Source organism: Nocardioides sp. NPDC127514 (genome assembly GCF_040302125.1).
Taxonomy (GTDB): Bacteria; Actinomycetota; Actinomycetes; order Propionibacteriales; family Nocardioidaceae; genus Nocardioides.
The window spans coordinates 1-14,038 of the sequence record NZ_JBEORF010000043.1; the positions used below are offsets into that span (position 1 = coordinate 1).

The window sequence follows — 14,038 nt, forward strand, 5'->3', positions numbered from 1 at the left end:
GCTACCGACTCCCAGCTCGCGATCCACGAGCACCTGCGTCGCACCCGGCCCGACCTCACCCTCTACTGGGACGAAACCACCGTTTCGTCCGCCACAACTGCATTCTCGGCGTCCACAGGTGCGGACTCGGGGGGGTCAGAGGCCGAGGACGTCCTCCAGGCCGATCGTGAGGCCGGGCCGCGAGCCGATACCGCGGATCGCGGCGAGTACGCCGTGGGCGAAGGACGCGTGCGAGAGCGAGTCGTGACGGATGGTCAGGAGCTCGCCGACACCGCCGAGGATGACCTCCTGGTGGGCGACCGATCCGGACATGCGCAGGGAGTGGACCGGGATGCCGTCCACAGAGGCCCCACGGGCCCCGTCGAGGGCCGAGCTGGTCGCGTCGGGCGCCGGGTCCACCCCGGCCTCGCGACGCGCCGCAGCGACGAGCTCGGCGGTCCTGCGTGCCGTCCCCGAAGGAGCGTCGGCCTTCCGCTCGTGGTGGGTCTCGACGATCTCCACCGACGGGAAGTGGGCCGCGGCGAGCTCGGCGAACCGCATCATCAGCACCGCGCCGACCGAGAAGTTGGGCACCACCATCGCGCCGACGCCCGGGGTCTTCGCCAGCCAGGTCTCGAGCTGCTCGACGCGGTCGGGCCCGAACCCCGACGTGCCGATCACCGTGTGCACGCCGTGGGACAGGCAGAACTCCGCGTTGCCCATCACCGCCTCGAGCGTGGTGACGTCGACGGCGACCTCGGCACCGGCGTCGGTGATCACCGAGAGCTCGTCGTCGCGACCGATCCTGGCGACGAGCTCCAGGTCGTCGGCGGACTCGACGGCCTCGCAGACCGCCGAACCGAGCTTGCCACGTGCACCGAGAACAGCCACCTTAGTCATGAGGCCACACCCTATAGATCACGCTCCAGCAACGATCCACCACCATCCGGTGAACAAATCGCGAGGCTTGTTCAGAGCTTGTCGAAGGGGCTGTGAGCGGAACCGTAGGAGGATCTGGCAGTCTTGGACCCATGGTGGTGCAGACGATCCCTGCTCGGATCCGTTGGGCCGTTGATTTCATGGACATTCAACCGAACGATCATGTCCTTGAGATCGGCTGTGGCCCGGGGGCTGGTGCCGAGCTGATCTGTAGCCGGCTGGAGACCGGAAAGCTATTTGCGATCGATCGCTCGGAGTCGGGTGTCGATCGTACGAAGCGACGCTGCGCGAAGTACCTGGAGGCAGGACGCCTCACGGTCCGCCAGATCGACCTCGCGACGCTGCGGGTCCCGGTCAAGCGGCTGACGAAGGTGTTCGCGTTCAACGTCAACCTGTTCTGGGTGCGTGACGCATCCGCCGAGATCGCGCTGCTCCACGAGCGCGTGCTCCCCGGCGGCACGGTCAACCTCTTCTACGAGGCCACCCAGCGTGAGCAGGTCCCCGAGATCATCGAGAAGTCGAGCAAGGCGCTGGCCGACGCGGGGTTCCGCGTCTCCATCGTCGACTCCAAGGTCCCCGCCGCCGTCGGGATCATCGGCAAGCGCTGACCCAGACCTCGCCGGGTCGGCTCGTCATGACGAGCCGACTCGGCCGAATGTCCGGTCAGAGCGCGCCGACTCGGCGTCAGGCCGGTCCCACTACCGCCAGGATCTCCGGACGCGTGAGGATCTCGGCGGCCACCTCACGGCACTCGTCCAGGGTGACTGCGTCGATCCGCGCCAGCACCTCGTCGATCGAGTAGAGCTCGCGGTGGACCAGCTCGGCGCGGCCGATGCGGGACATCCGGGACGCGGAGTCCTCCAGGCCCAGCACGAGGCCGCCGCGAAGCTGGCCCTTGCCGAGCTCGAGCTCCTCGGCGGTGATGCCGTCGCGGGCGACGGCGGCCAGCTCGGAGCGTACGACCTCGAGGACCTCGTCGAGCTTGGCCGGCAGGCAGCCGACCTGGACCCCGAAGAGACCCGTCTCGGCGTGGCTGTAGGCGTAGGAGTAGACCGAGTAGGCCAGGCCCCGGTGCTCGCGGACCTCCTGGAAGAGCCGGGAGGAGGTCGCGCCGCCGACGGCGGTGTTGACCACCTCGAAGGCGAAGCGACGGTCGTCGCCACGCTGCAGACCCTCACGGGCGAGGATGACGTTGACCTGCTCCAGCGGACGCTGGGCGCTGACCTCACCGGGAGCGACCTCCAGCGGCGATCCCTCACGCGGAGGCACCGGCGCGGCCGATCCCCGCAGGAAGCCCGAGCCGGAGAACGCCTTCTCCACCATCGCCACGACCTCGTCGTGGTCGAGGTTGCCGGCGACCGAGACGACCATCCTGGGCGCCACGTAGTGCGCCTGGTAGAAGTCGTTGATCTCCTCGCGGGTCAGCGCGGTGATCGAGGCCTCCGTGCCGGCGATGCCGCGCCCGAGCGGTGTCTCGGCGCCCCACGCCTGCGCGGAGACGAGGTTGTGGATCACGTCGTCGGGGTCGTCGTCGTGCATCGCGATCTCGTCGAGAATCACGTCACGCTCGGCCTCCACGTCCTCCTCCGTGATCAGCGAGGAGGTCAGCATGTCGCCCACGACGTCGATCGCCAGCGGCAGGTCGACGTCGAGCACCCGCGCGTGGAAGCACGTGTACTCCTTGGCGGTGTAGGCGTTGAACTCCCCGCCGACGCGGTCCATCGAGGAGGAGATCTCGAGGGCCGTACGCGACGGGGTGCCCTTGAACAGCAGGTGCTCGAGGAAGTGGGAGCAGCCGTGCTGACGCGCGGTCTCGTCCCGGGACCCGACGCCGATGAAGACGCCGATGGCGGCCGAGCGGACCCCGGCCATCTGCTCGGTCACGATCCGCAGGCCCGAGGGATGGACCGTGCGACGTACGAGCGATGTCACCGCGCCGTTGACCTCGGTCTGCTCGAGCGTGACGGTGGTGCCGGGCTCCTGGTTATAGCCGGAGGACCGGCCGACACCTGCGTGTCGACCGGTCCCCCGGGTGGTGCGTGACGCCAAGGTCACTCCTCGTCTGCGGCCTCGGTGGCGGTCTCCGCAGGAGCGTCCTCGGAAGGAGCCTCCTCCTCGAGCACCGGGGCCAGCGAGAGCTTGCCGCGGTCGTCGATCTCGGCGATCTCGACCTGGATCTTCTGGCCGACCTCGACGACGTCCTCCACCGACTCGACCCGCTTGCCGCCGTTGAGGGCGCGCAGCTTGGTGATGTGGAGCAGGCCGTCCTTGCCCGGGAGCAGGGCGACGAACGCGCCGAAGTTGGTCGTCTTCACGACCGTGCCGAGGTAGCGCTCGCCGACCTCGGGCATGGTCGGGTTGGCGATCGCGTTGACCGCGGCACGGGCGGCCTCGGCCGCGCCGCCGTCGGTCGCGCCGATGAGCACCGTGCCGTCGTCCTCGATGGAGATCTGGGCGCCGGTGTCGTCCTGGATCTGGTTGATGACCTTGCCCTTGGGCCCGATCAGCTCGCCGATCTTGTCGACGGGGACCTTCACGGTGATGATCCGCGGAGCGGTCGGGGCCATCTCCTCGACGCCGCCGATGGCCTCGTGCATGACGTCCAGGATGGTCGTACGCGCGTCCTTGGCCTGGTTGAGGGCCTGGGCGAGGACCTCGGCCGGGATGCCGTCGAGCTTGGTGTCGAGCTGCAGCGCGGTCACGAACTCCGAGGTGCCAGCGACCTTGAAGTCCATGTCGCCGAAGGCGTCCTCGGCACCGAGGATGTCGGTCAGCGCGACGTACTTCGTCTCGCCGTCGATCTCACCGGAGATCAGACCCATCGCGATGCCGGCGACCGGAGCCTTGAGCGGGACACCGGCGTTGAGCAGCGACATCGTCGAGGCGCAGACCGAGCCCATCGAGGTGGAGCCGTTGGAGCCCATCGCCTCGGAGAGCTGGCGGATCGCGTAGGGGAACTCCTCGCGGCTCGGGAGCACCGGCAGGAGCGCGCGGCGGGCGAGCGCACCGTGGCCGACCTCGCGACGCTTGGGCGAGCCCACGCGGCCGGTCTCACCGGTGGAGAACGGCGGGAAGATGTACTTGTGCATGTAGCGACGGTGCTTCTCCGGGGAGAGCGTGTCGAGCTGCTGCTCCATCTTGAGCATGTCGAGGGTGGTGACCCCCAGGATCTGGGTCTCGCCGCGCTCGAAGAGCGCCGAGCCGTGGACCCGCGGGATCACGCCGACCTCGGAGTGCAACGGACGGATGTCGGCCAGGCCGCGACCGTCGATGCGGACCTTGTCGCGCAGGACCTGGGTGCGGATGGCCTTCTTGGTGATGGCCTTGTACGCCGCACCGATCTCGCCCTCGCGACCCTCGAACTGGGCGCCGAGCTTCTCGAGCAGGGCGAGCTTGATCCGGTCGCCCTCCTCCTCGCGCTCCAGCTTGGTCAGGACGCGCTCGCGCGAGCCCTTCACGCTGTAGAGGTCGGTGACGTCGGCACCCACGGTGGCCTCGACGGCCTCGTAGACGTCATCCTGGTAGTCCAGGAAGACCGGGTAGTCCTGCACCGGCTTGGCGGCCTGCTTGGCCAGCTCGGCCTGAGCCTCGACCAGCTGCTTGATGAACGGCTTGGCGGCGTCGAGGCCACCGGCCACGATCGGCTCGGTGGGCGCCTGGGCACCGGACTGGACCAGGTCCCAGGTCTTCTCGGTGGACTCGGCCTCGACCATCATGATGGCGACGTCGCCGGTGTCGGTGACACGGCCGGCGACGACCATGTCGAAGACGGCGTTCTCGAGCTGGCTGTGGGTCGGGAAGGCGACCCACTGGCCCTCGATCAGGGCGACGCGCACGCCGCCGACCGGGCCGGAGAACGGCAGGCCGGAGAGCTGGGTCGACATCGACGCGGCGTTGATCGCGAGCACGTCGTAGGGCTGGTCGGGGTCGAGAGCCATGACGGTGATGACGACCTGGACCTCGTTGCGCAGACCCTTCTTGAAGGTCGGGCGCAGCGGGCGGTCGATCAGGCGGCAGGTGAGGATCGCGTCCTCGCCCGGGCGACCCTCGGAACGGAAGAAGGAGCCGGGGATCTTGCCCGCGGCGTACATCCGCTCCTCGACGTCGATGGTGAGCGGGAAGAAGTCGAAGTGGTCCTTCGGCTGCTTGGAGGCGGTGGTCGCCGAGAGCAGCATCGTCTCGTCGTCGAGGTAGGCGGTCACGGAACCCGCGGCCTGCCGGGCGAGCAGCCCGGTCTCGAACTTGACGGTGCGGGTGCCGAACTTGCCGTTGTCGATGGTCGTCTCGACGGCAGTGATGACTGGTTCAGTCAAGGATTCGTCCTTGTCTAGGTCTCGGAGCGCCCCCGCGCCGGGCGTGTGCACTCGTTGTGCACGGGGCCGGTCTTCGATCGAGACCCTCAGGTCCGCGACGGACCTGGGAATCACTACCGAGGACCGAGCCGGACGGGCGGGCCGCTCCTGGTGATGTGTTCCATTTTCCGAGTGCCCGCGCGGCTGGCGCTAGCACTCATCGCTCAGCCTATCCGTCCCCTGCCCGAAATGCGGAACGGAGGCACGCGCGTGCCCCCGGCGGGCCATCACACGACGGTGACGGGGTGGCGTACGACGGCGTCGAAGAGGTAGCCGCCGGGATTGTGGGCGGCGACGTCGGGCTGCGTGCGTCCGGCCCGGTCGGTGGCCCGGACGAGAATCTCGTACGCCCCCGGCTCGGGGTTGCGCCAGGTGTGGTCCCACTGCGCCCAGCCGAGACCGTGGCCGCCGGTCGGACGGCCCGGGGCGTGCGGAACCGCCCGCGCCCAGGTCTCTCCCCCGTCGGTGCTGATCTCGACCCGCGCGATCGGCGCCTTGCCGGACCAGGAGCGGCCGCTCAGGACGATCCGGTCACCAGCCGGGATCTCGGCGTTCCACTCGAGCTCCAGGGCGGAGCGGACCGGGTTGACGGTGAGCGGGCCGTCGACGTTGTACCACTTCGTGTCCCACGGCGAGGTCAGCACGCTCGTGGACACCTCCAGCGAGCCGAGCCATTTGATGCTCGCGATGCCGATCCAGCCGGGCAGCAGCAGCCGCAGCGGGAAGCCGTGGTCGGGCAGCAGGTCCTCACCGTTGGCGCCCCAGACGAGCAGGGCGTCGTCGAAGGCCTTCTCGATCGGGAACGGGCGCCGCACCCGGCCGTAGTCGACCCCCTTGTCCACGTAGCTGGCGTCGAGCCCGCTCGCCTGCACCGAGACCGCGTCCTGACGGATGCCGACGGCGGTCAGGACGTCCGCCAGGCGTACGCCCTTCCAGCGGACCGCACCCACCGCGCCCAGCGTCCACCGGGTGCCGCTGACCTCCTGACCCTGCTGGGTGACGAAGAAGCTGCGGCCGTTCCCGGTGCACTCGTGCACCGAGGTCGTCTCGACGTGCCGGAAGGCCTTCAGGTCGTCGAGAGTGAGCCGGACGCCGGCCGCGTCGCGCAGCCCGTCGCCGAAGATCTCCAGCTCGTACGTCTCCGGGTCGATCCGCGGGGTCGCGGTGTGGTTGCGCACGAAGAGGTCGGCCTGCGGGGTCAGGTAGCGGCGCGGGTCGACCGAGTCCCAGCGGGTCTCGGCGTTGGTGCCGTAGTCGATGAACCGCTCGGCGGGCAGCGGCTTGAGGATCGCCGGAGCACCCGCGGCGGCACTGGCCGTCACCGAGTCAGTGACCTGGGTGGCGCCCACAGCTGCCGCCCCGAGCGCCGCAGTGGTGAGGAAGGTGCGTCGGTTCAGACCTGGGGACGTCATGCCGGGATATTAACATGACCAACTTACTCTTGTTTAGGTTTCGCCAGACGGCTCGGCCACCAGATCCGATCGCCGGCATCGAGGTTGATCGCGGTGACCAGGATCGAGCGGACGATCATCGTGTCGAGCATGACCCCCAGCGCGACGGTCACCCCGATCTCGGCCAGGAAGACCATCGGCAGCGAGCCGAGCACCAGGAAGGTCGCGGCGAGGACGACGCCCGCCGAGGTGATCACGCCACCGGTCGAGGTCAGGCCGACGAGCGCTCCGGCCCGCGTGCCGAGGACCTGCGACTCCTCACGCACCCTGGTCATCAGGAAGATGTTGTAGTCGATGCCCAGCGCGACCAGGAACACGAAGGCGAACAGAGGGAACCCCGGGTCAGTGCCGGCGAAGCCGAAGACGAACTCGAAGAGCAGCACCGAGATGCCGAGTGCCGCCCCGAACGACAGGATCACCGTGCCGAGCAGGATCAGCGGGGCGACCAGCGCCCGCAGCAGCACCATCAACACCAGCAGCACGACCAGCAGGACGATCGGGATGATCACCAGGTTGTCGCGCTGACTGGCCTCGAGGGTGTCGAACATCATCGCCGAGGTCCCGGTGACCAGCGCGCCCGAGCCGTCCACGTCCTGCACCGCCGTACGCGCGGCGGCCACGATGTCGTACGCCTCGGGCGAGGTCACGTCCGCGTCCACCACCGCCGCGATCGCGACGACGCCGTCCTGCGGCGGGCCGAGCGGGAAGCTCACCATCTCCCCCGCCGGGGTCGCGGTGGGCACCAGCCCGTCGACGCCGTCGAGCGCCTGCTGCACCTGCTCCTGCGCCGCCGCGTCGGCGACCACGAGCAGCTGGTTGGACTGGTCGGCCATCTCGTGGTCGATCAGCACCTGCTGGCCGGTGATCGAGTCGAACTCCTTGGTGTAGGTCTCGTCCGATGCCAGTCCGTTGGCGTCGAGTCGGAACAGGCCGAGGCAGGCGAGGAGCAGGATGCCGGTCGTCACCACCCAGACCCTGCGCGGCCGGACCGAGACCATCCGGCCGACTCGCGCCCACAGTCCGGTATCGGTCGGGTCCACCGAGCCGTACGCCGGACGCTTCGGCCAGAAGACCCAGCGGCCGCAGATGACCAGCAGAGCGGGCAGCAGAGTGACCATCACCAGATAGGTCACCCCGATCCCGACGGCCACGACCGGCCCCATCCCCGAGGTCGAGTTCATCTCCGCGAAGGTCAGGCAGAGCATGGCCAGGGCGACCGTCACGGCGCTGGCGAGGATCGCCGGAGCGGCACGGTGCAGGGCATGCGCCATCGCGTCGTGACGGTCCTCGAAGTTGCGCAGCTCCTCGCGGTAGCGCGAGACCAGCAGCAGGGCGTAGTCGGTGCCGGCACCGATCGCCAGGATGCTCAAGATGGCCTGGCTCTGGCCGTTGACGGTCAGCCCCGCTTCCTTCGCCAGGAAGTAGACCAGGCCCATCGTCACGCCCAGGCCGACCACCACCGAGACGATCGGGAAGAGCCAGAGCACCGGGCTGCGATAGACGAACAGCAAGATGATCACGACCACGGTGAGCGCGGCCAGCAGCAGCGTCGTGTCGATGCCGCCGAACGCCTCCGCCGCGTCTGCCGCGGAGCCACCCTGGCCGGTGACGTGCAGCCGTACGCCGTCGTGGTCGGCGATCCCGCGGACCTCGTCGACGAGGTCGGGCATCTTGTTCCAGCCGTCCGAACCGAGGTCGAAGGTCACGGTGAGCTGGGCGACCTCGCCGTCCTCGGACAACAGCGGCGGCTCGATCTCGCCCTCGACCCCTTCGAGACCACTGAGCTCGGCGATGTCGCTCGAGGCGACGGCGGCGAGGTCGGCTCCGGTGGTGGTGGTCGAGGTGTAGACGAGCGTGGTGGGGATCGCGTTGGGGTTCTGGAAGGGGCTCATCTTGTCGAAGCCGCGGGTCGACTCCGCCGACTCCGGCAGCCACGAGCTGGCCTCATTGTTCTGCACCTCGGTCAGCTTCCCGGCGAACCCGCCGAGGGCGACCACGGCGAGCAGCCAGAACACCACCACGACGTACTTGGTCTTCGGCCCGGTCAGTTTGCCCGCAATCTGTCGATGCACGGTCTCAACACTGCGCCTGATTCATCCGAGATCGATCAGAATCGCCCCAAGAACCCCGCTGTGGGCCCAACCTTCCCTAAAACAGGCGAACGGGCCGCCCCGGTGTGGGGCGGCCCGCCGCTTACGAAGATCAGGAGATCAACGACGAAGGCCGAGCTTCTCGATGATCGAGCGGTAGCGCTCGATGTCCTTCTTCTGAAGGTAGTTGAGAAGGCGGCGGCGCTGGCCGACGAGCAGCAGCAGACCACGACGGCTGTGGTGGTCGTGCTTGTGCTCCTTGAGGTGGTCGGTCAGGTGGGAGATGCGGTGCGACAGCAGCGCGATCTGCACCTCCGGCGAGCCGGTGTCACCCTCGGTCGTGGCGTACTCGGCGATGATCTTCTTCTTGGTCTCCGCGTCAGTTCCAACTGCCATGCGAAGGCTCCCTTCCGGCCCGTAGGCCCACTCGTTGCGCGGCGCGCCCGGGCCTGTTCACCGGGGCACTCTTGGTCCGCGGCCGATTTCACGGCTTGAGCCGCCGACCCCCATGGGTCGACAACCCGAGAAGATTAACAGCGAGCCGGCGTACGCCCCGAATCGCCGCCGGATCACGCCACGAGCACCAGGCGCGCCACCAGCCGGCGCAACCTCCACCACAGCTTCATCACCCTCACCTCGTCTCTCCGCCATCTGGATCGACGCTGGAGAACCAGGATCGGTTGCATCAGGTCGGGTCATGGCTTGACAGTGGTACCCGCGGACGCGCTCGGAGATGCGCTCGGCGAGCTCGTCGTCACCCCGGGCAGCGACACCTTCGGTACGGTCGCCAGCGGCGGCTCCTGGATCGCCGGTGCGTTCTCGCTCCCGGCCGCGAACGCGTTCGGGTCGAGCTCGGTGCCCGACTGGACCCGGCTGGGCAACGGGAAGACGTTGTAGAGCTGCGCGGCGCCGTTGGACCACGGGTAGAAGATCCGTGGCTGCAGCGGCTCACCGGTCATCTCGTCGGTGCAGACGACCTCGGCCATGTCGAGCTCGTCGCCGATGACCGGCGGGAGCGGAGCGGTGCTCGTCGAGGTGCAGTCGGGCTGGGTGACGACGTCGATCGGCTTTCCCTCCTGGTCGAAGAGCTGGACGCCGGTCAGTGGCTTGCCCGAGGCGTCGTAGGGGTAGATGTTGCTGACCCACCTCCCGCCGGAGTAGATCCCGGCCTGCTCGTCGATCGGCGCGCCGTAGCCGCCGCCGGCCCCGGCCTCGTTGAAGCCATCGCTCCAGCCGCGGTCGTACTCGCTCCCTCCCCCGCCCCAGGATGCCCAGCACAGGAAGAGCACGAAGGCCGCCAAGGTGTTCAGCCCCAGGAGCACGACACGTGCGGCGGTCCCCCGCTCGCCACCGGGCCAGACCCGGCCGGCGCCGACGAACATGCTGATCGCCACGGCGACGATGAGCAACACCACCGCCGGGGCGCTCGACATCTCCCACCCGAGGAACGCCGAGACCAGCCAGACGGCCGCCCAGGCACGCACGATCCACCACAGCGGCCGCAGCCAGGCGACCACCGGCCCCAGGTCCGTACGCAGCAGCTCACCGAGCTTGGCGACCGCCGCGTCGAAGCGGTCGTGGCCGGCATCGAGGAGCCCGTCGACCCGCTCCGCGAACCCCCGAGGTGCCTTCACGCCTACCGGGATGCCCGCCGCGGCCCGCAGCTCCTTGGCGTACTCGACCGGGTCCCCGAGTGCATCGGGACCGCGCTCCTCGACCAGCTCGGTGAAGTCGGCCTCGAGCCCGTCGGTGATGTCGCTGAGCACCTCCGGGTCGAGGTCGTCGAGCTCGCGGCGTACGCGCGCCAGGAAGAGCCGCACCTCCGGCGCGACGTTCGGCTCGGCATCTGTGGTCGTCATGCGCTTGCCCCTCGGAGGATCTCGGTGACGGTGGTGGAGAAGTGGGACCAGTCCTCGCTCTGCTGCTTGAGCTGGCCTTGCCCGGCAGGTGTGATGCCGTAGTACTTGCGGTGCGGACCCGACTCCGACGGGACGACGTAGGACGTCAGGGCGCCCGCGGCGTACAGCCGCCGCAGGGTGCCGTAGACCGAAGCGTCGCCGACGTCCGTGAGCCCGCTGTCGCGGAGCTTGCGGACGATGTCATAGCCGTACGCATCCTCGCCGTCGACAACGGCCAGGACGGTCAGGTCGAGCACCCCTTTGAGCAGTTGGGTGGTATCCATGCTTCGCACACTACTACGCAGTGCGCACTACTTGCCAGAGCATTGCACCGCGCGCCGCCGAAGAGCTCAGCGACGTCGAGGAGTCGGCCCTGAACCCGGGCCGGGACCGGGCTCGGCTAGGACCGGCCGCGTACGTCGCGCACGAAGTCCTTCCAGGCGGCCGTGTCGCCGGCCGGCCCGGAGCCCCGGACAGGGCCGGTGAAGGTGCGCACCTGGACGGGCTGAACGGGTCGCCCCGACGGCGAGGCGGGCGCGAGGCGGGTCTGGGCGGTCGGCACCGCGACGCTGGCGCGCAGCTGCTGGCCGTAGCCACCCGGCGCTCCCCCAGGGCCGCCGGGACCACCGGGTCCACCCGGACCCGCGGGGCCACCAGTGCCGCCGGATCCGCCGGAGATGAGCGAGGACATCGGCGTGTACTCCTCCACCTCGTCGCTCTTGCCCGGCACCGCGAGCCAGATCAGCGCGATCAGGAACCCGGTCGCCCACCCATAGGTCAGTCCGTACGCAGCACCCGACTCGAGCGCTTCGCCGAGCGTGGCCACGAACGAGGCGGAGTTGCCGGCGAGGTAGGCGTAGAGGCTCCCGGCGACCTGTCCGGCGGCGGTGGCGACGATCGCGGCGAACCAGCAGCCGAGGAACACCGGCCAGAACGCCCGCGGCCAGATGCCGATCGTGCCGAGCCAGGTCAGCAGCCAGGTGAGCACGAAGACGGTGCCGGTGAGGACGGCGGAGTTCACCAGGTCGTCGCCGGAGAAGAGCCCGCTGAAGGAGCCGTCGCCGAAGTAGGTGAGCCGGTCGCCGAGCAGCGCGGCCACCCAGCCTGCCGAGTCGGTGCCGTTCTCCTCCATCCAGGTCGAGAACGGCGCGGAGCCGGAGAGGAACTGCAGGACCCAGAGGCCACCGGTGACCAGGACCGCGTTGAGGAAGGCCGGGATGCCGCCGCGGGGACGCTCGGCCTCGACCTCGGTCTCGTAGGCGGACGTTGGGGTGGGGTGGGGATCCATAGCCAACAATTCAACCGCACCTGGACCCTGCTGAACAGGCCGCGGGGTCTACGGCTCGGTAAGGATCTGGCGCGCTCGCACCACATCGGCGCGCATCTGCTCGACGAGCGCCTCGATCCCCTCGAAGGCGACCATGCCGCGCAGCCGCTCGACGAAGGCGACCTCGACCTCGACGCCGTAGAGCTCCAGGTCGTCGCGGTCGAGCACGTAGGACTCGACCCGGCGCCCGACCACGCCCTCGAAGGTGGGGTTCGTGCCGACCGAGATGGCGGCGGGGAACCGCTCGCCGGTGTCGCGCCTCGTCAGCCAGCCCGCGTAGATGCCGTCGGGCGGCACCGCGGTCAGCGAGTCGGTGGGCACGTTGGCCGTCGGGAAGCCGAGCTCGCGGCCACGCTGGTCGCCCTTCACGACGACCCCGCGGACCGAGTAGGGACGGCCGAGCGCCTCGGCGGCGCCGGTGACGTCGCCGGTCGCCAGACACGTACGGATATAGGTCGAGGACCACACCTGGGGCCCGCCGTCGAGCGGGATCCCCTCGGCGGAGAAGTCGTGGATCTTGCCGTAGGCGACCAGGTCGGCCACGTCACCGGCGGCCTTGCAGCCGTAGCGGAAGTTGGCGCCGACCACGCACGCCTCTGCGTGCAGCGCGTCGACGAGCACGCGCTGGGCGAAGTCGTCGGGTGACCAGTTGGCCATCTCCATGTCGAACGGCAGCGCGAGCACGGCGTCGGCACCGGCCGCCACCAGGAGCTCGGCGCGCTCCTCCATCGTGGTGAGCACACCGGGGGCGTGCTCGGGCCGCAGCACCGCCATCGGGTGCGGGTCGAAGGTGACCGCCACCAGGGTGAGGTCCTTGGCGTCCGCCACCTCGCGCCCCCGGCGCAGCACATGCTGGTGCCCGAGATGGACGCCGTCGAAGTTGCCGATCACGACGGCCGTACGGCCCAGACCGGATGGCACCTCACTGAGACTTCGCCACAACACCCGGACAGAATATCGGTGGTTGCTCACTGGGATCGGACCTGGGCCGACTGGCGGGCGCGGAGAGCGAGATAGACCGCGCGCATCCCGACCGCCCGTTCGATCTCGCGCAGCACCGTGCCGAAGAACTGCTCGCGGTAGATCTCGTCGGTGACCGTCGAGACCGTGACGTAGAGCGAGGAGAAGGCGGAGAGGAACAGCGCCACCTTGACCAGCTCACCCGACACGTTGGGCAGCCAGGACAGGTTGTGCAGGGACTCCTGCCCGGTCCAGCCCATCTGGACGCCGTCGGTCATCACGATCGCCCCGAAGACCAGGAAGAACGCGAAGACCGCGAACGCGATCAGCAGCACCTGGGTGGCCTGGATGACCAGCAGAGCGAGCACCAGGTTCCAGCGCTCGTAGCCGGACACATGGGCGAACTCCGCCGGGTCGGTGCTCTCGCCGTCGCGGGCGCCCTCGACGAGCTCTGCGCACGCGGTCTCCAGCGGCGTACGCGCGCACGTGCGGAGAAGGAACTCGGCATCCACGTCGTCGTCGATCCGGTCGACCTCCTCGGGCAACCGAACCAGGAGGAACGCCACCGCGGACCCACCGAACAGCAGCGTCACCAGCCACAACGCACCCGCGTCGAGGTTCGCCGACATCTCCCAGACCTCGGCGTTGATGAAGAGGAACGTGATGAAGAGCAGCAGCAGGGGCAGCGCACGCAGGGCCATCGGCAGCAGCCGTGGCAGCGATCCGAAGGTACGTCCCACCGCCCAGGTCAGGATCGGCCGGAACCGCATCGCGGTCAGCGCGTACCACCCGGCCGCGGCCCCGCCCAAGGTCAGCAGCAGCGCCGGCGCGACCCCGACGTCGCCGGTCACCCACGCCAGCGCGACCCCCGCTGCCACCGCGACGATCACGACCACCAGACCGATCCGGACCGTACGCCGCGGACGCATCGCCGCCCGCACCGCATCGCGCTCCTCCGGAACGAAGTAGGTGAGCCCGTTGCGCCGGAACCACGCGTCAGTGAGCCGTAGCGTCTCGGCCGATCCGTTCTGCTCCACAAGAG

At 69.3% G+C, this 14,038-nt stretch carries 12 protein-coding genes; 1 reads left to right on the top strand and 11 read right to left on the bottom strand.

Translation table 11 applies throughout. From position 1 onward, the window contains the following. Nucleotides 1-135 precede the first annotated feature (135 nt). Nucleotides 136-879, bottom strand: a complete 744-nt coding sequence (gene dapB, locus ABTX24_RS27160) for a 4-hydroxy-tetrahydrodipicolinate reductase (RefSeq protein ID WP_350844104.1) — start codon at nucleotides 877-879, stop codon at nucleotides 136-138. A 179-nt stretch (nucleotides 880-1,058) separates the two neighbouring features. Between dapB and ABTX24_RS27165 the strand changes: the two genes are divergently transcribed. Then, nucleotides 1,059-1,526, top strand: coding sequence for a class I SAM-dependent methyltransferase (locus ABTX24_RS27165; protein WP_336738557.1), 468 nt, complete (start codon nucleotides 1,059-1,061; stop codon nucleotides 1,524-1,526). A gap of 76 nt (nucleotides 1,527-1,602) precedes the next feature. Here ABTX24_RS27165 and ABTX24_RS27170 read toward each other — a convergent pair whose 3' ends face one another. The 10 genes from ABTX24_RS27170 to ABTX24_RS27215 form a co-directional block, all read right to left on the bottom strand. Next, the gene (locus ABTX24_RS27170; protein WP_502890805.1) at nucleotides 1,603-2,973 is read right to left on the bottom strand and encodes a M16 family metallopeptidase; all 1,371 of its coding nucleotides are present in this window, start codon (nucleotides 2,971-2,973) and stop codon (nucleotides 1,603-1,605) included. Beyond that, nucleotides 2,970-5,231, bottom strand: a complete 2,262-nt coding sequence (locus ABTX24_RS27175; RefSeq protein ID WP_160024416.1) for a polyribonucleotide nucleotidyltransferase — start codon at nucleotides 5,229-5,231, stop codon at nucleotides 2,970-2,972. Before ABTX24_RS27175 ends, ABTX24_RS27170 begins: the two co-directional genes overlap by 4 nt. 266 nt (nucleotides 5,232-5,497) lie before the next feature. After that, nucleotides 5,498-6,682, bottom strand: a complete 1,185-nt coding sequence (locus tag ABTX24_RS27180) for a molybdopterin-dependent oxidoreductase (RefSeq protein ID WP_350844107.1) — start codon at nucleotides 6,680-6,682, stop codon at nucleotides 5,498-5,500. Nucleotides 6,683-6,705: 23 nt separating this feature from the next. Continuing rightward, nucleotides 6,706-8,793 carry an MMPL family transporter gene (locus ABTX24_RS27185; protein ID WP_160024418.1) on the bottom strand — a complete coding sequence of 696 codons (2,088 nt, stop codon included), beginning with the start codon at nucleotides 8,791-8,793 and terminating at the stop codon, nucleotides 6,706-6,708. Between the two features lie 138 nt (nucleotides 8,794-8,931). Beyond that, on the bottom strand, nucleotides 8,932-9,207 hold the full coding sequence (gene rpsO / locus ABTX24_RS27190) for a 30S ribosomal protein S15 (protein WP_008363208.1): 276 nt from the start codon (nucleotides 9,205-9,207) through the stop codon (nucleotides 8,932-8,934). Nucleotides 9,208-9,506: 299 nt separating this feature from the next. Beyond that, nucleotides 9,507-10,670, bottom strand: a complete 1,164-nt coding sequence (locus ABTX24_RS27195; protein ID WP_350844109.1) for a DUF1700 domain-containing protein — start codon at nucleotides 10,668-10,670, stop codon at nucleotides 9,507-9,509. Then, nucleotides 10,667-10,993, bottom strand: a complete 327-nt coding sequence (locus ABTX24_RS27200; RefSeq protein ID WP_045548854.1) for a PadR family transcriptional regulator — start codon at nucleotides 10,991-10,993, stop codon at nucleotides 10,667-10,669. Before ABTX24_RS27200 ends, ABTX24_RS27195 begins: the two co-directional genes overlap by 4 nt. Before the next feature lie 116 nt (nucleotides 10,994-11,109). Then, entirely contained in the window at nucleotides 11,110-11,997 is an 888-nt protein-coding gene (locus ABTX24_RS27205) for a hypothetical protein (protein WP_350844111.1), read from the bottom strand. 48 nt (nucleotides 11,998-12,045) lie between these two features. Then, complete coding sequence (locus ABTX24_RS27210; protein WP_160029005.1) at nucleotides 12,046-12,978, bottom strand: bifunctional riboflavin kinase/FAD synthetase; 933 nt, start codon at nucleotides 12,976-12,978, stop codon at nucleotides 12,046-12,048. Nucleotides 12,979-13,004: 26 nt separating this feature from the next. Further along, nucleotides 13,005-14,033: a hypothetical protein gene (locus ABTX24_RS27215; RefSeq protein WP_350844113.1), complete on the bottom strand. Its 1,029-nt coding sequence runs from the start codon at nucleotides 14,031-14,033 to the stop codon at nucleotides 13,005-13,007. Nucleotides 14,034-14,038 lie beyond the last annotated feature (5 nt).